This is a genomic window from Microbacterium xerophyticum (assembly GCF_053543555.1).
In genome coordinates, this window is sequence record NZ_JBLVOB010000006.1 from 878,087 (window position 1) to 898,841 (window position 20,755).

A 20,755-nucleotide genomic window follows, 5' to 3' on the forward strand; every position below is an offset into this window, starting at 1 on the left:
TCAAAGGCTCCACTTCTTCTGCAGCTGCTGCCCGATGTAGTTCGACGCCATGACTGTGAGGAAGAGAAACACCACAGGAAGGGCAACGAGCCACGGGTCCGAGTGCAGCTTGGCCTGTCCTTGAGAGATCAGGTTTCCCCAGGTCGGGTTAGGTCGTTGGATTCCCAGTCCCAAGAAGCTCAGCGAGGCCTCCGCCACCAACAAGAACCCTGCAGTGACGAATCCGAGCGCGACGAGAGGTGGGATGATGTTGGGCACGATCTCGCGAACAAGGATGCGCGAGGTGCCGGCACCGAGCGTGCGAGAGGCGACAACGAACTCACGGGAGGAGATCGCGAGGGTGGATGCCCGCGCGAGGCGGACGACTCCAGGCACTCCGAGTATTCCCAACGCGATCGTGAGGTTGATAACGGTCGGCTGGAGCACCGTGACCAGTGCCAGCAAGAGAATCAGCGCTGGGAAAGCGAGGATGGTGTCAGTGATGAACCCGATGACAGCCTCGATCTTGCCTCGGAAGTACCCTGCGATGACACCGACGGCTCCTCCGACAACGAGGGCGATGAGCACCGCTCCCCCTGCGACGATCAGCGATACCCTCGCCCCGTAGAGCAACTGAGCCAGCACGTCCAGCGCTTGAGAGTCTGTGCCGAATGGGTGGGCGCTGAACAGATCCGGCGGCTGCATAGCCGGGACCAGAAGGGTCTTCGAAGGATCACGCCCTTCCGAGAGCGGAAGCGCATCGGCGAAAGCTGCAGCGGCTCCGAGGACGATGAGCCATGCAGCCGAAAGCACGACGCCCACATCAAGATGTCTGCCACGACGCCGTGCCAGCCATGATGCGCCCAGCATGGCCAGAACGATGACGCCGGCGAGCACTGCTCCCGCTCGAAGAAACTGCGGAAGCGGAGTGGGAATCACACCGGCGATAATGAGGAGCACTCCAACGATGCTCGGGATCAGCGGCGACTTCGCGCGGCCTTTCCGTCGACGGGTACCGACCAGAAGGGTCTGAGTATCGAGCCGCGGGCCCATACCTTTGCTGCTCTTGGGTTTCTCAACGACCGACACGACGCAACCTCGGATCTAGGAACGAATAGGTGATGTCGACGAGAACATTGATCAGCAGGAACAACGCTGCGGCGACGAGCACGGCCGCTTGCACGACCGCCATGTCTTTGGCTTGGATACTCGTGACCAAGAGCCGTCCGAGACCTGGGAGACCGAAGATCGTCTCGACGATGACGGTGCCGCCGACGAGGCTGCCGATACTGATTCCGGCAACGGTGATCAGGCCGAACAACGAAGGTCGCAGCGCCTCCTTGAGCACGATCTCTCGCGGGGGCATGCCTTTGGAGCGAGCGATCGTAACAAAGTTTTGGCGCAGAGTTTGAATGAGATCCGCGCGGAGAAGTTGCGCATAAAGCGGCATCAGACCGAGGGCGAGAACGATCGAGGGCAGCGTTGCATGAAACACATTGCCTCCGAGATCCTCGGTGATGGGAACCCAACCTTCACGCGGAAAGGCCGGCAGGAAGAAGAACGCGAGGGCGCCGACGACGATCGGCCAGCCGATACTGATGATCGACAACCACCACGGCCGAGGTTCGTCCGCGCGCCTGCGTAGCCAGTGCACAAGACCCCACACCGTCCCCAGCGCTCCGACCGCCAGGGCCAAGGTGCGAACGAGTTGAATATCGAAGACGAAGAGTCGGGTCAGCAACAACGCCAGAACGAAGGCCGGCAGAGAGATAAGCGCGAACGACGCTCCATTGATGATGCGATCCGCGGCGCTGTCACGACGGTACGCAGCCAGCGCGCCAAGGGCGATACCACCCGCAAGACCCAGGACCAGGGCGATGACGGCGAGTTCTAGAGTGACCGGCAGCGCCGCCCCGATCAGATCGGCAACAGGACGAACCGGTCGCAGCAACGTCTGCCCGAAGTCGCCACGCAGCATGCCGCCGACCCAGTCCAGGTAGCGTTCCCAGAGCGGGCGATCCAGCCCCAGTTGGGCGGTCAGGTGCGCGACCTGTTCGGGCGTCGCCTGCTCGCCCAGAATCACACGCACGGGGTCACCGGGGAGAAGGACAACGAGGGAGAACGCTGCCACGCTGACCACGAAGAGCACACCGACCATGCGCATCACACGCAGTGCAACGGCACGAACCCTCGCTATCCGCTGTCGGCGGGCCCGCTGTTCGCGAGCGCTCTGCGCTTCGTCAGCCGTCAGTGCCACTATTGCTGTCATGTGTCGTCGGCCTCCTTGCCTTGATCTAGGGTGCTGTCGGAACCGGCTGACGTGTCCAGCACGCGGAACACAATGCCGTCAATCGGCTCCAATGCAATCACTGGGCCAAGTAGGCCTTGTCGAAATAGACCAGCTGTGCAGATGTGCCGAAATCGAGACCTGCAATGCTTCCATCGCTAATCAGTACCTGCTCGAGCCACATAGCGATGACGAACGGCACGTCCTCGTTCCAGACCTCCTGAAGCCCGTTGAGGGCATCGAGGGTCTCCTCACCCGGGGCAGCTGCCTGCAGCTGAACAAGCGCTGCATCAAATGCGTCGGACTTGAAGGAGATCATGTTGTTCGCGCCGTCGCTTGTGTACTGATCAAACGCGCAGTAGATGCACGACTCATGAACGCTGACGCCGCCCTGAGCCACGTCGAAGTTGCGGGTTCCGAACACCTTCTGGATCCAGTCCCCTTGCTGAAGGAAGTCGTTCTTGATATCGAGACCGACCGCCGCGCCGAGAGACTGTTGCAAAATCGCGAGGTTCTCGTTGGTGGGGTTGCGGTTCACCGAGTATTCGAAGCTCACCGGAACGCCGTCGGCTGCTGCGTCCTCGACGAGAGCCGCCGCCGCCTCAGGGTCGAAGCCGCTGTCCAGGACGTCGAGTTCGTAACCGCCTCCCGGAGGAACAATCGCGCCGGAAGCGAGTGCCATTCCCCCCACCACTCTCTCGTTGATGAGGTCGCGGTCCATCGCAAGACTCAGCGCCTCGCGCATTCGTACGTCGTTGAACGGCGCCTGGGCGCTGTTGGGAAGCATCGGGCTACCCAGTGCCTCGGGAAGCACGAACGATTCGAAGCCCGCCTCGTCGGCGCGTTGGCGCGCCACCGGGTCATAGGCCTGCATGGCATTGACTTGCCCCGCTTCGAGGGCTTCGTAATCGCTCACCGGGTCGTTTCCGAAGCTGAGCACGACCTCATCGAGGCACACGAGGCCGCCCCACCAGTCGTCCTTCTTGCTCAATGTCATCGAGGTGCCCACCGTGTACTCGCTCAGCGTGAAAGCGCCGGCACCCGCATAGTCCGGAGGGCTTACGGCGAGATCCTCCGGCGAAACGGCATCCAGCGCCGCGGGGTTGATGATCATTCCCGGATGCCGCGTGAACAGCCAAGGGAATGATCCCCAAGGCTGCTGCAACTCCATCACCAAGGTTTGCGGGTCTTCCACCGTCATCGTGGTGATCTGCGCAACTCGACCGGTGTACGCGGAAGGAAACGCAGGATCGACATACCGTTCGAGATTTCTCTTGACGGCCTCTGCGTCGAGTGGATTGCCGTCGGAGTAGGTCACGTCAGGATCGAGTTTGAGCGTCCACACCGTGGCATCTTCGTTGGACTCCAGCGACTCTGCGAGCAACGGCTCGAAGTCCACAGCCTCTTCGTCCCAGCCGATGAGCGTGCCATAGATGGCTCCAGGGCCGGCCACGTTCGCTTGGGAGACCACCGGGTCGAGCCCAGCTCCTTCCGGGTTAGTGCGATAGGTGAACGTGCCACCTTCTCGGCCTTCCTCGCAAACCCCCTCTGCGCCCGACGACGCCGACGAATCCTCAGGTTCGGAACTGCTGCAAGACGCGAGACCAACGGTAACTATCGCGACCAGTGCCACTGCCCCCAAGCGGAGCACGTTGTTCATTCTCATCACATCATCTCTTCCTCGAGCGGTGTGCGCCGACGGCTGTGTCGACCTGCATGAAACATAGACGCGTTTCATCTCGAAGTCAACCACCTGTTCGGCGAAACATCGGGTCGCGCTACCCCGTTCACTGATTGCGCGCGCCATTCCTTGATTATTTCTTTGATCTGGGTTTTTTGTCGCCCAGCAGTACACTTTCGACGTTGCATCCGGTCGCGCCCTATGATCATTTGTTCGTTTAGTTGACTTCAGCAACGCTTCGCACATTACGGCCGAAGAGAGATATGGTCACCCCATGGCCAACCCCACGTCTCGCACCAACAAGACACGACGTATCACTCGCGGAAGAGCCTCCATCGAGAACGCTGCCCTCCAAGCGTTCTACGACCGCGGCTACAACGGAACATCCATCCGAGACATCGCGGCGGGAGCGGGGACGACCGCAGCCTCCCTGTACCACTACTTCGAGAACAAACAAGACATCCTTTTCGTGCTCATGCGCCAAACGATGCATGCCGCACTGCAGACGACACGCGAAGCCCTTGTCAGCGCGGGCACCAGCCCCGCCGACCAACTCGACCATCTCGTTCGCGCATGGGTTAAGTTCCACGCCGAAAGACGAGTGGAGGCACGCATCGGACTGTCGGAACTGAACAGCCTGGAACACGAAGGGCGGCTGTACATCGTGGGAATGCGCGACGAACAGGAGATGATGTTCCGAGCAGTCGTCAACAGGGGCGTCGCGCTCCAGGAGTTCTCGACAGCGCATCCACGCGAAGCCGCCCGCGCGATCCTCAACATGGGCACCGTTGTCGCGACCTGGTTCCGACCGGGCGGGGAGATGAGCGCCGATGAGATCGCGGACATCTACGCCGATCTGGCTCGCGCCACAGTAGGCGCACGATCCGACCCTCAGGATTAGTCGGTCTTGCTCGCAGCGTGAGTGCAGTGCCGTTACGCAGCGGCCTTGCCCGGAGAGCAAGTCCCGTAAGCTAAGTGGATGATCACAGACGGGGAGCCGAGCACGCCTTCCCTGCGCGAGACCCAGAAGGCCCACACGCGAGCGATTCTCATCGAATCTGCGACCGCGCTTTTCCGCGAAAAGGGGTACGAGACCACCTCGGTTGAAGACATCGTGCGGCAGGCCGGGGCAAGTCGTGCCACCTTCTATCTCCACTTCCGTCATAAATCGGACCTCGTGGCCGCGATATCGGAGTCCTTCTGGGCAATCGCAGAAGATTTCTTCGTTGATCTCGGAGCCCTGCCCGATTGGTCAGAACCCAGCATTCGCAAGTGGATCGCCGGCGAGGTGCTGAGATGGGCGTCGAAGCGAGAGACTCTGCAATCACTCGCTGGCATTGCCGTAACCTCCAGCGCCGACGCGGTGCAGAATCGAGTGGCGAAACTTGCACACCGGATCCGAGTGCAGGATCCACGATGGTCACGGTGGCCGGAGGCGGAAGCGGAGCTTCGTGCGCGAGTCATCGTGAATCTCCTCGTCTCATACAACTGGAGTTGGAACGAGCTCGGATCCGTCGAGAACAGAGACGCCGACGTCAATCTACTGACCCCCGTGGTCAGGGCTGTTCTGGAGAACGAATCCCACGATTCGATAGACAATCCCGTAGGTGAGTAGACGTACCGTCTATTGACAGGAGGCTTGTTCCTGCTCTTAGCTGTCGAAATGAGCAACGACGCCCATCGCACAACCACACCGGACGCCGCATCAACAGCGAGCCGAACCGTCCGAGCCGCGGTTCTCGACCGTGGAAGAATCCGAGTTAGTCAAGTCGATCTTCCCCCGTTGCGCGCTGACCAGTTGCGTGTACGCCCCCTCGCAACCGGCATCTGCGGCACAGATCTCTCTGCCTGGGAACACCCTCAGGAGTTTCTCGACTCACTCGCCCGTTTCGGCGCTTCCAACTTCCTCTTCGATCCAGATCGGCCTCTCGTACTCGGGCATGAATTCACCTCAGAGGTTCTTGAGGTGGGTGCCGACGTAACCGACTTCGCGGTCGGAGACCAAATCTTCACGATGCCTCTCATCGAGGTGGACGGCACCCGAACGACCATCGGGTACAGCAACACCCACCCCGGGGGTCTCTCCGACGAGGTCATCGTCGGCTCCTGGGGGCATATCCTCCTCGACCCCGCCGTGGACCCGATCCACGCCGCGATCCTAGACCCGATGGCGACCGGCATCGAGGCCACCCGTCGTATTGACGCCCATCCCGGCGACGTCGTGCTGGTCACGGGAGCCGGCCCCGTTGGCCTGGGAGCCGTGGGCGAACTGGTGGCTCGGGGCGTCGAGAACATCGTTGTCTCGGATCCCTCCGCGATTCGCCGTGACATCGCCCTGCGGTACGGGGCGCGAACCGTATGCGACCCAACGACAGAGGACCCCTTCCAGCTTTGTCGCGCAATGATCGCCCCCGGCAGCCGGCTGGGCGTGATCGAAGCCTCGGGGGCACGCGGCATCCTCGACACGATCATGCGAGAGGCGCCCCCCTACACGATCGTCGCTGTCGTCGGAGCCTCGGCACTCGGGGAAACCATCTACCCGATGGGGGCGACGACTTCCAACGTCACCCTGATGTTCGTCACCGGACCCGCGTTCGGTGAGAGCAGGTACGAGGCGCCACACCGCGCCCATGAATTGATCCGTGACGGCCAGTTCGACCCGCGCATCATGGTCACCGCGTACACCGGACTGGCCGGGGTGGAAGAGGCCCTGCGCGCTCTGCGTCCCCGCGAAGGCTCCCCCACCTCGGTGAAAATCCTCATCCTTCCTTCGCTCGCCACCGACCAGCTCCTCACTCCCGCCGAATTCCGCGCTGCCACCGAGGTGAACGTTCAGTAGTCACGTGCTTATTGACTTGACAGCCGTCTATTGAAGAGCTAGACTGGCTCCAACCTCAGCGTCGAGCGAAAGAGTGACCGAAATGACCGATTCACGAACCGCGTTACCGGATTTTCCTCCGACACGCGCTTGCCCGTTCTCGTTCCCGGATCTATACGAGAGCGCGCGCATGCAAGATGAACTCACCCCCGTCCACATGACATGGCTGGATCGTGACGTCTCACTTGTTTCACGGTATGAAGACGTGCTTGCCGTCCTGAACAGTCCGCACGCTTCCGTCGATCATCGAAAAGAAGCGTTCCCCGTCATGGTTCCGCATCGCAAAGGAGATCCACACGCGACGACGACTTCTTTTCTCCACACCGACGCACCCCGACACACCGAGCTTCGCCGCATCGTCATGCCTGAGCTCACCACTCGTCGCATGCGTGAGATGCGCCCCCAAATCCAGCAGGTGATCGACAGGACAATCGACGACATGCTGGCAGGCGAGAACTCCGCAGACTTGCAGTCCGCGTTCTCGTTCCTGATCCCCGGAACGGTCATTTGCATGCTTTTCGGTGTTCCGCTTGAGCACGCGCCTCACCTGACACAGCTGGCCAAACGGATGCTCTATGCGGACTCGACCGGTCAGATCGACTCAGCAGCCTCCGCCGAGTTCTACGCCTACCTAAGCGATCACCTAAGCAAACGCGACAACGCAGCCCCGATCGTGCAGCGCCTGCAAAGCGCTCACGATGCTGGAGTTGTCTCCGTCGAAGAGATGCGCAGCGTAGCCCTCACCGTCTTCGCCGGCGGCTTCGAGACCTCGGCCAGCATGATAGGCACCGCGGTGTTCGAGCTTCTTCGGCACGAAGGAGCAGCAGATCAGCTACGGGAGGCCGACGATGAAGCCGCCATGATCGCCGTCAACGAACTGCTCCGATATTCCTCGATCGCCCACTTCGGGCTCGGGCGACTCGCCGTGAGCGATATCGAGCTCGCCGACACCACGATCTGCGAGGGTGAACGTCTCGCCGTCAGCCTCGCGTCCGCGAATCATGATGAACGACGCTTCGCGCACCCCGATCAGCTTGATCTGTCGCGTGAGGACAATCCGCACGTCGCTTTCGGTTTCGGCCCGCACCAATGCCCCGGGCAGCAGTTGGCGCGTATCGAGGTCGTCCTCGCGACGCAGACCCTGCTGCGCCGCATTCCAACCCTTCATCTCGCCGTGGATCCGGGAACCGTAGTGTTCCGCGAGGAGCACGAAATCCGCGGCCCCATCGAACTGCCCGTGTGCTGGTGAGGAAGAGATCGTGAAAATCGAAATCGACCAAGATCGCTGTGTCGCCGGCGGTCAGTGCGTAGCCGTGGCCGACGACATCTTCGACCAACGAGACGACGACGGCGTCGCGTTCCTCATCGCCGAAGAGATTCCCGACGAAACGCTTCCACGCGTGCAGCGCGCCGCGAGTCTCTGCCCGGCGCAGGCAATCCGCATACTGCCATGACAACCAAGGTAGAACGCGTCGTCATCGTCGGTGGCGGCGCGGGGGGCATCAATACTGCCCGGGCATTGCGAGCCGAGAGCTTCACCGGCGCGATCACCGTGGTCGCGGATGAGGCAGGTGTCGCCTACGATCGTCCTCCCCTGTCCAAGGACTATCTCGTCGGCTCTCGGAAAAGGAGCGACATCGCCCTCGAATCCGCCGCCGAACGCGAAACCCTCGGCCTGGATTGGCGGGAGGGTTGCTCCGCGATCGACGCCGATCTACGCAACCGTCGTCTCACCACCTCAGACGGCGAGGAGATCGCGTTCGACGAACTCGTCATCGCAACGGGGGTCCGCCCCCGCGCCCCTCGCGGCCTGATACCTCCGGGAGCGCGGGGTGTACATGTGCTGCGCACCGCCGGGGATGCCGACGATCTGCGCTCATCACTTACGAACGCACACGCGATCGCCATCATCGGCGCGGGCTTCATCGGAACCGAACTCGCGGCCACCGCCCGGGCACTCGGCCTCGAGGTTCACCTCATCGACCCTCTTCCGCGACCGCTCGGACGGGTGCTCACCCCCACAGCCGCACTCTGGCTGGCACGACGCCATCAAGAGGCGGGGGTGCAGCTGGCAATGGGCGTCTCGTTAGCGGGCATCGTCACAGCGGCAGACTCCAGCGTCCAGGGCGTTTTACTCGACGACGGCACCCGCGTAGGCGTCGACGTCGTCGTTCTCGCGCTCGGCGCGGCACCCGACGTGCGATGGCTCAAGGGCACAGGACTCGATCTCAGCGACGGTATACGCTGCGACGCGCAACTGCGCGCCGCAACTCATGTGCGCGCGGTTGGAGACATCGCGCGCGCTCCACGACCGGGCTCGGATACGGCGATCCGCGTGGAACACCGTTTGAATGCCACAGAGCAGGGACAATTCGTCGGCTCCGCTATCGCCCATGGCCACGACGACGCATACGATGCCCTGCCTTACTTCTGGAGCGACCAACTCGGGTCCCGGATCCAAGGGTACGGGACCCCGCGCGCCGATGACGACGAGGTCGTGCTGCTACACGACGACCACCGATTAGTTGTCGCACACGGACGCAAAGGACGCCTTGTTTCGGTTGTCGGAGTAGGAGCACACCGCGAGTTGCGACAGGCCGCCACGCTGCTGCGGGAAGGCACGCGCTGGGACGAGGTCAGCGACGCCTTCTGTCGCGCGGGAGCTTGAGGGTTCGACATTGCCTTCATCGAATACACAACACCAACCGGTTTTCTCTATGGAACCACGAACGAAAGAAGACACTGATGCCAGAACTCGACGGAAAGGTTGCCATCGTCACCGGTGGAGGGCGCGGGATAGGACGTGCGATCGTCGAGCGCCTCAGCAGCGCCGGCGCCGCCGTCGTTGTCAACGATCTCGATGAGCAGCCTGCCGCAGAGGCCGTCGCCGCGACCCAGGCATCGGGCGGACGCGCCGTTGCGGCCGTCGGCAACATCGCTCGTCGCGCGTTCGCCGACGAACTCGTCGACACGGCGCTGTCTGAGTTCGGCCGTCTCGACATCGTCGTGAACAACGCCGGCTACGCCACCTACGCCTACACCGAAGACGTCACCGATGAGGACTTTGAAGCGGTGCTCGACGTCCTCGTGACGGCGCCGTTTCGCATCTTGCGGGCTGCGGGTCGCTACTTCCGTGATCAGGCGCACGCTGCCGGCGACGACGCACCCATTCGCAAAGTGGTGAACATCGCCTCGATCGGGGGCATCATGGGTGCCCCCCATCAAGCCGCATATGGTGCAGGCAAGGCCGGCATCATCGGCCTCACCACGACGCTGGCGATGGAGTGGGGCAAGTACAACGTCAACGTGAACGCGGTTGCTCCAGGGCTCACACGCACACGCCTGACCGCTGGCCCCGATGATGGCATTTCGACAATCCAGGTCGACGGGAAGGAGCACCTCCTCACCGGCGGGGCTTGGCCTCCGGAGACCCGCAGGCCGTTCGACAACATCGGAAAGTCGCTGCCGCTCGGTCGAGCGGGAGTTCCGCAGAACATCGCCGATGCAGTGCTTTTCCTCAGTTCTCCAGGCGCGGACTTCATCACCGGTCAGACACTCGTGGTCGACGGCGGGATGCGCGCCGGTCGATAGCGCCACAAATGCGCTGGACAGGCTTCTGCACTGTTCGCGGTGTCGATCAAATCACCGGCACCGGGAACACCGCACCCTAGACTGAACCTATGGACGTGACCGTTGTGCCGTTACGCGAACGGAACAGGGCGAACACGCGGGCGCACCTGATCGAGTGCGCTGGGCGTCTGTTCGGGCAGAAGGGGTTCACCGAAACGTCCGTCGAGGACATACTGCAAGCATCTGGTGCGAGCCGCACCACTCTTTACGCGCATTTCGAAGGCAAAGACGCCCTCCTATCCGCGATCGTCGAGGAAATGTGGAGCGGCGGCTTAGAGTACTGGCAAGCGTTCGGCTCGCTCATGGACTGGACTCCCACCGGCCTGCGCGGCTGGCTCCGCCGTTTCGCCGATGCCTACCGCACCGACGCGGCACGCAACCGCGCTGCCTACGCCGCCTCCACCCGCGCGATGCTCGAAGAATCCCGTGCTCGGCACGCCGAGATGGGCAACGCGGCTCTCGGCGACGGCTCGCTGTGGCGGCACCTCTCCCCGCAGGCGGCCATCCACCGCTCCGTGCTCCTCGTACGCATCGTAGAAACGTGCTTCGACGAGTTCTTCGATCCCACGGACGGCACCGAGCCGACAAGCGAGGCAGTGGATGGGATGCTCGACATGCTGAGCGATACGATCCGCGACTTCCTGCGGGCGCAGGACCACGACCCCGACGATTGACGATACGCCGGCTGATCTACGACAATTGAGCGAACGAGACGACGGACTTCCCGCGAATCTCCCCGCGACTCAATCGCTCAAGCTCCTGCGGAAGCTCCGCGAATGTGCCGATACGATCGATTTGTGGTCTGACGGCACCGCTGCGCAGCATGCCCAGGATGGCATCGGTCTGGCGGCTGACGAGCTCAGGCTCAAGATCCAGGAATGCACCCCACGCTGCCCCGATCACCGATGCATTGCGCAGCAATAACCGGTTGACGGCAATCGTCGGGATTTTCCCTGCGGCAAAACCGATAACGACGATACGGCCTTCAGGCGCAAGCGTGCGGACAGCTTCATCGAAGAGCCAGTCCCCCAGGGGATCCACGACGACATCGATTCCGCGTCCTCCGGCGATGTCCTTCACAGTGCTCGCGAACCCCTGTTCGAGAACAACCACCTGGTCGGCCCCCGAACGCTCGGCGACCACGCGCTGTTGCTCATCGGCGATACCGGCGATAACCGTTGCGCCGAGACCACGAGCGATCTGCACTGCTGCGGATCCGATTCCCCCGGCCGCTCCGAGCACCAAGACTGTCTCGCCGGAGCGCAGTCGAGCGCGACGATCTAAGGCAAACAGAACGGTCTGGTAGTTGACGATCATCGCCGCAGCGGTGGTCGCCTCGATGTCATCGGGAATGCGTGCCGCCGTGGCCACTGGAATGGTCGCACGCTCGGCATATGCCCCGGTCCACACGAACGAACTCACTCGTTCGCCCACGCTCCACCCTGAATGCGGAGAAGCCTCGATAACCGTGCCTGCCAATTCACACCCTGGCACGAACGGCAGCTCTGGCTTGAGCTGATATTGCCCCCGCGTCATCAGCAGATCGGGGAAGTTGACGCCGATGGCATCCACCGCAACCAGGAGATCATCGGCACACCGCACAGGCTCGGGCACATCTTCCAGAACAAGCCCGGACGGCCCCTCGTACGCAGTCAAGCGGAATGCCCTCATGATGCCGCCCCATTCAGAGACTCTCGCAGATCGCGACGCAGGACTTTCCCTGACGCGTTCTTCGGCAACTCGTCGACGATCTCGATAATGCGCGGGTACTTGTACGCAGCAATGTTCTGCTTCGCGAAGGCGATGATGTCTTCGGACGACACGGACTCGCCCGCCCGCAGGCTGACGTAAGCCTTCACGGTCTCACCGCGGTACTCGTCGGGAACTCCCACGACAGCGGCTTCCCGGATCGACGGGTGCTGCGCAAGCATCTCCTCCACCTCCCGTGGCCATACCTTGTAACCACCAGCGATGATGAGGTCTTTCTTCCGATCCACCACGAACAGCCATCCGTCGTCGCGCACGATACCGACGTCACCGGTGCGGAGCCTTCCGTCGACGATTGCGGCTGCTGTCGCCTGCTGATCGCCCCAGTACCCGGGAACGACCATGGGTCCCGAGACCGTGATCTCGCCAGCCTCTCCAGCGGACAAGGGTTCTCCGGTTTCAAGATCGACGATGCGCACATCTGCCCCCGGCACGGGAATACCCACGGACAGCGCTCCGCTGTCGGGATCGATCGGAGCCTCGCGATCGCGCGGGGCGAGGTGCGTAGGAGATGTGGTCTCGGTCATCCCGTAGACCCCGGTGATCGTCCATCCCGTCTGCTCCGCGATAAAGCCGACGAGCGCGCGGCTGAGCGGTGCGCCTCCGGATGCGGCCTTCGTCAGCGATCCGAGCGAACGGGAGTGCGCCTCGGGGTGGCTCGCGAGAGCGTTGTAGGCTGTGCTCGCGGCCACGGTGAACGTCGCCTTCCAGCGCTCAATCGCAGTCAGCGTCGCTGCGGCGTCGAAGCGATGAAGCAGAATGACCGGAGCCCCCGAGAGGATGGCCACGCCAAGGGCTGCGACGCTACCGGTGATGTGGAACAGCGGCGCGATGCCCAGCACGACATCATGCGCCGCGTCGATCTCGAACCACCGCACATACACCTCCGCGCTGTGCGCCATGCCTGCGTGGGTGTTCATGGCCGCTTTGGCTCGCCCTGTCGTACCCGAGGTGTACGTGAGCATCGCGACGTCAGACCCGCTGACGTGCACCGGGGGCGGAACCTGTCCGTCCGCTGCTCGCATCAGGGCGATCCAGTCATCGGTGTCAGCGAACGTCTGGCGCTCACCCCAAACTGCGGCATACGCGGCAGGCGGCGCAGTGTCGGGGAACATATCCCACGGCGCAGTGGTGATGACTCGTTCGACGAGGTTCTCGTCCCGCATACCGGCTAAGACATCCGCATAGAGCGAGTCCAGACACACCAGCACCTTCGGCTGCGCGTCGCTCAAGTGGTGACGCATCTCTGCCTCACGCAGCATCGGGTTCATGCACACGACGACAGCGCCGATCTTGAACGCGGCCAGAAGCGTCACCATCCACTGCGGGTCATTCTGCAAGTAGACGGCCACTCTGTCGCCTGCTGTCATTCCCCCTCCCAACAGCGCGCTAGCGAGCGCGTCGCTGGCTGCATCCATCTGCGAAAACGTCAGCGACTGGTCGAACGCGTACACGGCTGGAGCCGCCGGTCGTTCGGCGACGTGACGGCGCCACGCATCGAGCAACGTCGGCACAGACGCGGTGAGAGTGGCATTCACACCCGACGGATACAGGTCATGCCAGGGCAGAGGTTCAGCGTCAGTAGTCATGGTGGTTCCGTCCCGTGTATGTAAGGAAGATCAGATCACCGACGAGGGCGGGGCGCTCTGCGCCGTCCACGTCGAGTTCGACGGCGACGCGGTAGCGCACCGCGCCGTCATCGCGAAGTTGTGCGTCAGTGAGCCGCGCGCGCAGCCGAACTCTGTCGCCGACTCGCACGGGCAGCAGGAAGCGCAGGCGGTCAATCCCCACATTCGTGCCTCGCACTTCGTCTTCGAGCACGAGTACGTCAGCAAGTAGATCCGGCACGAGCGAGAGCAGCAAGTACCCGTGAGCGATCGTCGCCCCGAACGGTCCGCGTGCGGCACGACGCGGTTCGACATGAATCCACTGGTGGTCGTTGGTCGCATCGGCGAACAGGCTTATCCGCTCTTGGTCGATGACGAGCCATTCGCTGGCGCCGAGGTCACGATCGGTGAGACCTACCAGATCGCCACCGCGCAACCGAACCGGAGCCGCCCTCACGAACTCCACCTCGCAGGGCGCTTCTGAGCGAATGCAGCGGCGCCTTCGAGCGCGTCGGGCGACGTAAAGATTTCGCCGAGCAGCTCGTCCTGTGCTCGCTCCCAGCCGCGAACGGGCCAATCTGCGGACTCCGCAATGATGCGCTTGCTGAGCGCAACTGCGTGCGGACTGTTCATGGCGATCCGGTGTGCGATCTCGACAGTCCTCGAAAGCGCATCGCCGTCAGCGGTGACTTCACTCACCAGGCCGCACTGCAAAGCCGCATGCGCATCGATAGGCTCTGCCGTCAGAGCCATCTGCATCGCCATTGCGCGCGGCACGCGACGCGGAAGCTCCACAAGACCGCCCGCCGCTGCCACGAGTCCACGCGAGGTCTCGGGCAATCCGAAGCGCGCCCCGTCGCCTGCAACGATGAGATCGCACGCCAGAGCTACCTCGAGGCCGCCGGCGAGCGCCCACCCTTCAACGGCGGCGAGCAGGGGTTTGGCCGGCGGTGCACTGCAGATTCCGGCAAAGCCGCCGCGCTCAAGGATGGGTACCTCTCCCCCTTCGCCAAAGGCGGCCAGATCCATACCTGCGCAAAAAGAACCGCCGGCGCCCGTGAGGCCGCCCACCGCGGTGTCGGGGCAAGCGTCCAAGTCATCGAGGGCGGCGCGTAAGGCCACGGCGAGCGCCAGATCGACGGCGTTTCGCCGTGCGGGCCGGTTCAGCGTGATCACCATGACACGACCGTCCGTGTCGACCCGAATCGGGGCAGCGTCGTCCAGTTGCACGGGTTCACTGCCTAGTGGTGACGGATGAGGCATCATTGACTCCCTCGAGGTGCCGACTTCGGCTGCAACGGCAGACCGTTGCTGTCTCTCTGTCACTCTCTCAGACGAACGCCTGTTCGTCAATGTTGACCACCTTGCGTCGGGCAGCACATACGATCGAGAGGCCTGACAAACACTGGTGAAATGCCCTATCTAGCGGCTCCCCAACCTGGCCGGTATCGTTGAAGATCCAAACGCTCGATCGATGCAGATAGGTGTAGTGGCAATGGAACAAGCAGTGAGCAACCCACTCGGAGACGAGGAGAGCAGCCTCGATCTCACCCCTTCCCCTCGTGCGCGCCGGTTGCGCGAGTCACTCATCGAGTTCATGAACGAGCATGTGATGCCATCAGAGCACGAATATCACGCTTACCGAGCAGCAGCCGGGCCCCAGGATCACACCCTTCCCCCAGTGGTTGAGACCCTCAAGGAAGAGGCGCGTCGACGCGGGCTATGGAACCTCTTCCTCCCCGCCGAATCTGGAATTTCTCAGCTCGACTATGCCGGACTCGCGGAGATCTCGGGGTGGAGCATGGAGCTCGCCCCGGAGGCGATCAACGGGCAAGCGCCTGACACCGGCAACATGGAACTCCTCCATATGTTTGGCAGCGTCCAGCAACGGGCACAGTGGCTCGTCCCGCTCCTGGACGGGAAGATTCGCTCCGCTTTCGCGATGACGGAGCCCGACGTGGCCAGCAGCGATGCTACGAACATCGAGACCCGTATAGAGCGCGACGGTGATTCCTACGTCATCAACGGCCGCAAGTGGTGGACCAGCGGTGCCGCTGACGAACGTTGCCGAGTGCTCTTCGTAATGGGTAAGACTGACACGTCCGCTCCCAGACACCGGCAGCAGTCGATGCTGCTCGTTCCCCGAGACACGGCGGGTGTCACGGTTGTTCGCGATGTACCGGTGTTCGGCCGACACGACCAGCATGGTCACTGCGAGGTGATCTTCGAGAATGTGCGCGTGCCTGTGAAGAACCTGCTCGGAGAGGAAGGCGCAGGCTTCGCGATCGCTCAGGCACGGCTCGGGCCTGGGCGGATCCATCACTGCATGCGTGCTCTCGGAGCCGCCGAGCGCGCACTTGCTCTCATGGTCAAGCGAGCCAACACGCGGATCGCCTTCGGACGCCCACTTGCAGAGCAGGGAACCATACGCGCAGACATCGCCGAGTCGAGGATATCGATCGACCAGGCGAGACTGATCTGCCAGCACGCGGCTCGAGTCATCGACCTCCACGGCAACGCTGCGGCAGCGACGCTGGTATCGATGGCCAAGGTGTCTATCCCACGAGTGGCGCTTCAGGTCATCGATCGCGCGATCCAGGTGCACGGCGGAGAGGGTGTCTCCGATGATCTCCCGCTCGCCGCACTCTACGGCTGGCATCGCGCAATGCGAATCTTCGATGGCCCGGACGAGGTGCACCTGCGGGGAATAGCCAAAGCGGAGCTTTCTCGCTCGCCGCAAATCGTCGTGTGAACGACAGAGCGCATCGGCTCAGCACCCCAATCCGGGCGCCGAGCCGATGCGCTCTGTCACACGACTATTCGAGGCGCATCTTTGTGAGGTCAGGCTCGCGCAGACGCTCCCAGTAGTCCTGCATGGTCAACGGGCTCGCAAGGAGGACCTCTCCCTTGGCGTTGCGGTAGTACGTGTTGGCACGCGTCTCTCGCCCCCAGATCGAATCGGCCAGCTTGTCACGGATCTCAGCGATCCACTCGGCTTGCGCCTCCGGCGTTGGTTCGATACTCCGCGAATCCGTCTCTACAAGCGTCTGCAACGACTCGACTGCGTAGTGGACGACAGCTTCCACGCAGAAGTTGTGTGCACCGCCGTGCGACGGATTGGCGTTTGGGCCAGACGTGACGAAGAGGTTCGGGAACCCAGGCACCTGGCAGCCCAGGTATGCCTCCGGGGTGTCCCCCCAGACGTCGCGCAGCTTCTGCCCGTCGCGCCCGATGATGTCCCAGTGGGAGAGGTACTCGAGCGTGAACCCCGTCGCGTAGACGATCACGTCGACCTCATGCAGCGTTCCATCGGCTGCGACAGGGCCCTCAGGTCGCACCTCAACGAGGCCTCCGTTCACGAGCGTCGTCGAGTCCTTCTTCAGCGTGGCATAGTACGACCCGGGATCGCGCACCGGCCGCTTACCCATAAAAGCGAAGTCCGGCGTGAGGGCCTGCTTGAGGTCAGGGCGATCACTGAACGATTCCTCCAGATAGGCGAGCATCATCTCCATGCCGCGATGGTTCGCCTCGCTGATCGAACGGTCGTGCGTACGCGCCCAGTCCTCGTCATAGCGAACCGCTGCGTAGTTGACGTCGCCTGTGATGAGAAACATCTGCAGACGAGCCCACTCCTTGTACGTCGGCACATTCATGAGCAGCCATCGCTCAGGTTCGGGCACTGTGCTGTCGCCGGCACTCGGCCCGACCCAGTGTGGCTGGCGCTGGAACAGGGTGATGGAGGAAGCAACCGGGGCGAGAGAGTCGACGATCTGCACGCTCGTGCAGCCTGTGCCGATCACCGCGACGCGCTTGCCTGTGAAGTCGTAGTCGTCCCTCCACTCAGCAGAGTGAAAAGACTCTCCCGAGAACGTATCGACGCCAGGAACCTGCGGGAGAACCGGTCGAGTCAGATATCCCGCCGCGGTCAGCACAGCGGTCGCGGTGACCTGGTGCTCTGTGCCGTCTTGGACGTAGGTGACCGTCCAATGACCGGCCTCATCATCCCACTCCATCGCCGTCACCTCGGCGTTGAAGGTGATCTTGTCGTAGACCTCGTTCTCCTTCGCAACGCCCTCAAGATACTCCCTGAACTCATCGCCTTCAGGATGAGAGTTCGTCCACTCGGGGTTGATCGCGAAGGAGAGCGAGTAGTACTTGCTGTGGGTGTCCACGCCCACGCCTGGGTAACGATTCTGCCACCACACTCCCCCGACGCCCGCGTTCTTCTCAAGCACCTCCACGTCGAACCCCGAGCGCGACGCAGCGATCGCGGCGGTGATACCTGCCATACCCGCCCCGACGACGAGGAGAGAGAAGCCCGTGCGCGGCTTACGAGTGCGTGGCAGAGTGATGGGAAGCGGTGTAAACCCGCCCTGGTCTCGCAGGAACGGTAGCTGCTCGCGCTCGACCGGGATCACGGTGAGCTTACGCGCGAGGGCCAGGAAGTCATCGTCTCCGAGGAGTCGCGGATCCCGATCATCTGCGAAGTCTTCGAGCCTGGAGATGACGTCGACCGCCCACTCCTCAAGTTCGTTCTGCAGCTCACGAGGCAGTTGACCTCGCACGCTGAACTTGTCCACTGCGCTGGAGATGTGAGGGGCGAACTGTGCGATCCGATCAGTCTCCCCGGTCGTGCACACCAGGCTTGCCAGCAATATTGCCGGGTCGGACTGGGCGACAATCTCGCGCAATCCGTTCATCGTTGGCTTCTCAGCCTCGACCAATGTCGTCATGTCAGAGTCCTTCCGGTCTTCATCGACCTGTCGCAAACGGGCTCGCTGCAACATCTCTAGTCTGAGGACAGAATTCCATTCTTGTCAACAGACTTTTGTGCATTTTAACGAATTGGCTTCTCGGAGACCCGTCCAGAGAACGGTCAGAGTGTTCGCACTGACCTCCGTGCCAGCAACCACTCGGAGCTGGCTCATCCATTGGTTGGGCAGAACTCGAGACGGGTCTGGCCGTTGCCATCACCCACAATCACCTACAGATGGGCCCCGCCGCCTTCGTATGTGACGATCGCCAACGCCGTTTCGCGAGTTGCGGCCGAGAAGAACTAAGCGCACGGCGCGAACGATGAGGGGCTGGGAACTCCAAAGAGTGTCCAGCCCCTCATCGAGCCGAAGTTCAATTCCCGTAGAACTCGGCCTGCTCACCTCGGGTTACGGCCTCTAGACCACGTCGGGCATCCTCCGTGGCGCTGACGATCTGAGATGCCCGCAGTTCCTGCGCGCGCCCCTCTTCGAAGCTCGCGTAGATCGATGTACGGATGGACTCCTTGTAATGACGCACGGCGATCGGCGCCGCTGTCGCCATCTTGCGCGCATAGTGCAGAGATGTCGCCTCCAGCAGATCGTCAGCAACCACCTCACTGACGATGCCCATGTGGTAAGCCTTTTCGGCACCGTAACCGTGGTCGCTGATCGTCTGCAAGAAGAGGTAGTCCATCGCGCGATTACGACCGATCCATCGGGGAAGCCGGAGACTGGCCATTCCCATCGAGCCGACATTGCCGTAATAGACGTCGCCGTCTTTAATCCGGAAGCTCTCCCCTGCGATGCGGATGTCGAACGCGTTGAAGATCGCGGTCGAGCCGCCAACGCACAGCCCGCGAGCCCCGACGATCGTCGGCTTCCGGTAGAAGTCGATGCGGTCTACGAGCGCGCCCCCGGCTACGGAGTACTCACCCACCTTGGCTTCGGCGCTTTCTTCCTCATCCTCATCGCCACCGGCGCCGACCGAGAAGTCGGATCCCGCAGCTTGGACCAATACACAACGAACCTCGTCGTCAGCCTCGAATCGATCGAGAGTCGCGAGCAACTCTTTGATCATTCTGCGGCTGACAGGGTTCGACGGCTGATCGTCGAGGGTGATGACTCCCACGCGCCCGTCGACCTCGGCCCGGATCTTTTGCAGGTCCACTCGCCTATACCTCGTTCCAGAATCGCGCGGCGTTCTCGTACAGAATCTTCTCCTTGGTGCGGTTTGAGAAGGGAAGCCGCTCGAGCTGAGAGATCTGTTCGTCGAGACCGACTCCCAGTGCAGTCCAGTTCGAAGCGAAACAGATCCGGTCTTGAAGCACGTTCTCGCCGTAATAGAGATAGCTCTCGAACCCAGCTCCGTGGGCGCTGAGCTTCTCAGGAGCGTGCGTCTCGAGGTTGAGATACACGTTGGAGTGCCTCACGGCGAGCATCAGGAAGTCCAACACCCAAGGAAACCCCGCCACCGAGGCCATCATCCTCATCTCCGGAAAGTCCATCGCCACCTGGTCGATGTGGCGAGGGTGCGCGAGATCGTAGGGAACGCTCGGGTTCGCACTCAGGCTGCAATGGAAGTGAACCGCGATTCCGAGTTCGCAGGCCTTTGTGTAGAGGCTGTAGAACAGCTTGTCGCTTGCTGGCGCACCGTATCTAAAGGGCGTGATGTAGAGGGCATGTAGCCCCAACTCCGTCACTGCGAATTCAAGGTCTCGGACGGCCTGCATCCGATCCGTGGGATCAACCGTGATGAATCCTTTGAAGGTGTCAGGATACGTATTGACCACGTCCGCAGTCTTCTCATTGCTCAAGTACCCAGCGCTGGTGATGCCCCACTTGACTCCGATCTCATCGAGGCTAGCAACGAAGTCATCGACCGACACTGATGCGTTCTCGGCTGCGTCGCGGACGCGGCCGAGCGCACGATCGTTTCCTGATGCGGCGGCCTCCGCTTCAACGTCGTCCAACGACAGCCCGATCTTTCCCAGAAGCATGGGGGCGTAGAGACGCTTGGCTTGAGCCATGCCCTCATCAAACAAATAGCCTCGGAGCGTTTCCACTGTCTCGCTGGGTGACGGCGGAAGGTCTAGACACAGGTCGATGACACGACGCACAGATCTCTCCTTTCTAGTTTCGTTGTCTGGGCGCGGAGCGGGGCGCCTGATGGAG

At 62.3% G+C, this 20,755-nt stretch carries 20 protein-coding genes and 1 pseudogene; 10 read left to right on the forward strand and 11 right to left on the reverse strand.

All coding sequences use genetic code 11. From position 1 onward, the window contains the following. The 3 genes from ACNPNP_RS10925 to ACNPNP_RS10935 all read right to left on the reverse strand — a co-directional run bounded on the left by ACNPNP_RS10925 (window position 1) and on the right by ACNPNP_RS10935 (window position 4,073). Entirely contained in the window at window positions 1-939 is a 939-nt protein-coding gene (locus ACNPNP_RS10925; RefSeq protein ID WP_448966043.1) for an ABC transporter permease, read from the reverse strand. Window positions 940-1,054: 115 nt separating this feature from the next. Then, window positions 1,055-2,248 (reverse strand): ABC transporter permease, encoded by a 1,194-nt coding sequence (locus ACNPNP_RS10930; RefSeq protein ID WP_448966044.1) that lies wholly within the window; start codon window positions 2,246-2,248, stop codon window positions 1,055-1,057. 97 nt (window positions 2,249-2,345) lie between these two features. Further along, entirely contained in the window at window positions 2,346-4,073 is a 1,728-nt protein-coding gene (locus ACNPNP_RS10935) for an ABC transporter substrate-binding protein (protein ID WP_448966045.1), read from the reverse strand. A 148-nt stretch (window positions 4,074-4,221) separates the two neighbouring features. On the opposite strand from ACNPNP_RS10935, the gene ACNPNP_RS10940 reads away from it, so the two are divergent. From ACNPNP_RS10940 to ACNPNP_RS10950, 3 genes and pseudogenes are all read left to right on the forward strand, one after another. Beyond that, window positions 4,222-4,848 (forward strand): TetR/AcrR family transcriptional regulator, encoded by a 627-nt coding sequence (locus tag ACNPNP_RS10940; RefSeq protein ID WP_448966046.1) that lies wholly within the window; start codon window positions 4,222-4,224, stop codon window positions 4,846-4,848. Window positions 4,849-4,926: 78 nt separating this feature from the next. After that, window positions 4,927-5,562, forward strand: a complete 636-nt coding sequence (locus ACNPNP_RS10945) for a TetR/AcrR family transcriptional regulator (RefSeq protein ID WP_448966047.1) — start codon at window positions 4,927-4,929, stop codon at window positions 5,560-5,562. Window positions 5,563-5,610: 48 nt separating this feature from the next. Then, window positions 5,611-5,988 (forward strand): annotated as a pseudogene (locus ACNPNP_RS10950) (alcohol dehydrogenase catalytic domain-containing protein); the annotation flags it as partial. Here ACNPNP_RS10950 and ACNPNP_RS10955 read toward each other — a convergent pair. Continuing rightward, complete coding sequence (locus ACNPNP_RS10955) at window positions 5,899-6,096, reverse strand: hypothetical protein (RefSeq protein WP_448966174.1); 198 nt, start codon at window positions 6,094-6,096, stop codon at window positions 5,899-5,901. The pseudogene ACNPNP_RS10950 and the gene ACNPNP_RS10955 sit on opposite strands and share 90 nt — an antisense overlap. A gap of 18 nt (window positions 6,097-6,114) precedes the next feature. Between ACNPNP_RS10955 and ACNPNP_RS10960 the strand changes: the two genes are divergently transcribed. The 6 genes from ACNPNP_RS10960 to ACNPNP_RS10985 all read left to right on the forward strand — a co-directional run bounded on the left by ACNPNP_RS10960 (window position 6,115) and on the right by ACNPNP_RS10985 (window position 11,129). Then, entirely contained in the window at window positions 6,115-6,786 is a 672-nt protein-coding gene (locus ACNPNP_RS10960) for a zinc-binding dehydrogenase (RefSeq protein WP_448966175.1), read from the forward strand. 82 nt (window positions 6,787-6,868) lie between these two features. Then, window positions 6,869-8,074: a cytochrome P450 gene (locus tag ACNPNP_RS10965; protein ID WP_448966048.1), complete on the forward strand. Its 1,206-nt coding sequence runs from the start codon at window positions 6,869-6,871 to the stop codon at window positions 8,072-8,074. A 10-nt stretch (window positions 8,075-8,084) separates the two neighbouring features. Continuing rightward, complete coding sequence (locus ACNPNP_RS10970) at window positions 8,085-8,279, forward strand: ferredoxin (protein ID WP_448966049.1); 195 nt, start codon at window positions 8,085-8,087, stop codon at window positions 8,277-8,279. Next, a complete protein-coding gene (locus ACNPNP_RS10975) occupies window positions 8,276-9,493 on the forward strand; it encodes an NAD(P)/FAD-dependent oxidoreductase (RefSeq protein ID WP_448966050.1) in 1,218 nt (405 codons plus the stop codon). The genes ACNPNP_RS10970 and ACNPNP_RS10975 overlap by 4 nt, the downstream gene beginning before the upstream one ends. A gap of 77 nt (window positions 9,494-9,570) precedes the next feature. Next, window positions 9,571-10,416: an SDR family NAD(P)-dependent oxidoreductase gene (locus ACNPNP_RS10980; RefSeq protein WP_448966051.1), complete on the forward strand. Its 846-nt coding sequence runs from the start codon at window positions 9,571-9,573 to the stop codon at window positions 10,414-10,416. 95 nt (window positions 10,417-10,511) lie between these two features. After that, the gene (locus tag ACNPNP_RS10985; protein WP_448966052.1) at window positions 10,512-11,129 is read left to right on the forward strand and encodes a TetR/AcrR family transcriptional regulator; all 618 of its coding nucleotides are present in this window, start codon (window positions 10,512-10,514) and stop codon (window positions 11,127-11,129) included. A gap of 16 nt (window positions 11,130-11,145) precedes the next feature. Here ACNPNP_RS10985 and ACNPNP_RS10990 read toward each other — a convergent pair whose 3' ends face one another. Genes ACNPNP_RS10990 through ACNPNP_RS11005 form a run of 4 tightly spaced genes read right to left on the reverse strand, consistent with a single transcriptional unit; the run spans window position 11,146 to window position 15,095 of the window. Continuing rightward, the gene (locus tag ACNPNP_RS10990; RefSeq protein ID WP_448966053.1) at window positions 11,146-12,111 is read right to left on the reverse strand and encodes an NADPH:quinone oxidoreductase family protein; all 966 of its coding nucleotides are present in this window, start codon (window positions 12,109-12,111) and stop codon (window positions 11,146-11,148) included. Between the two features lie 11 nt (window positions 12,112-12,122). Beyond that, window positions 12,123-13,811 carry an AMP-binding protein gene (locus tag ACNPNP_RS10995; protein WP_448966054.1) on the reverse strand — a complete coding sequence of 563 codons (1,689 nt, stop codon included), beginning with the start codon at window positions 13,809-13,811 and terminating at the stop codon, window positions 12,123-12,125. Further along, a complete protein-coding gene (locus ACNPNP_RS11000) occupies window positions 13,801-14,286 on the reverse strand; it encodes a MaoC family dehydratase (protein WP_448966055.1) in 486 nt (161 codons plus the stop codon). Before ACNPNP_RS11000 ends, ACNPNP_RS10995 begins: the two co-directional genes overlap by 11 nt. Further along, on the reverse strand, window positions 14,283-15,095 hold the full coding sequence (locus ACNPNP_RS11005; protein ID WP_448966168.1) for a crotonase/enoyl-CoA hydratase family protein: 813 nt from the start codon (window positions 15,093-15,095) through the stop codon (window positions 14,283-14,285). The genes ACNPNP_RS11000 and ACNPNP_RS11005 overlap by 4 nt, the downstream gene beginning before the upstream one ends. A 229-nt stretch (window positions 15,096-15,324) precedes the next feature. Here ACNPNP_RS11005 and ACNPNP_RS11010 point away from each other — a divergent pair, with 229 nt between their 5' ends. Continuing rightward, a complete protein-coding gene (locus ACNPNP_RS11010; RefSeq protein ID WP_448966056.1) occupies window positions 15,325-16,581 on the forward strand; it encodes an acyl-CoA dehydrogenase family protein in 1,257 nt (418 codons plus the stop codon). A 64-nt stretch (window positions 16,582-16,645) separates the two neighbouring features. Here ACNPNP_RS11010 and ACNPNP_RS11015 read toward each other — a convergent pair whose 3' ends face one another. The 3 genes from ACNPNP_RS11015 to ACNPNP_RS11025 form a co-directional block, all read right to left on the reverse strand. Then, the gene (locus ACNPNP_RS11015) at window positions 16,646-18,562 is read right to left on the reverse strand and encodes a flavin-containing monooxygenase (RefSeq protein ID WP_448966057.1); all 1,917 of its coding nucleotides are present in this window, start codon (window positions 18,560-18,562) and stop codon (window positions 16,646-16,648) included. A gap of 394 nt (window positions 18,563-18,956) precedes the next feature. Then, window positions 18,957-19,751 carry an enoyl-CoA hydratase/isomerase family protein gene (locus ACNPNP_RS11020; RefSeq protein WP_448966058.1) on the reverse strand — a complete coding sequence of 265 codons (795 nt, stop codon included), beginning with the start codon at window positions 19,749-19,751 and terminating at the stop codon, window positions 18,957-18,959. A gap of 4 nt (window positions 19,752-19,755) precedes the next feature. Beyond that, complete coding sequence (locus tag ACNPNP_RS11025) at window positions 19,756-20,700, reverse strand: amidohydrolase family protein (RefSeq protein WP_448966059.1); 945 nt, start codon at window positions 20,698-20,700, stop codon at window positions 19,756-19,758. Between the last annotated feature and the right edge of the window lie 55 nt (window positions 20,701-20,755).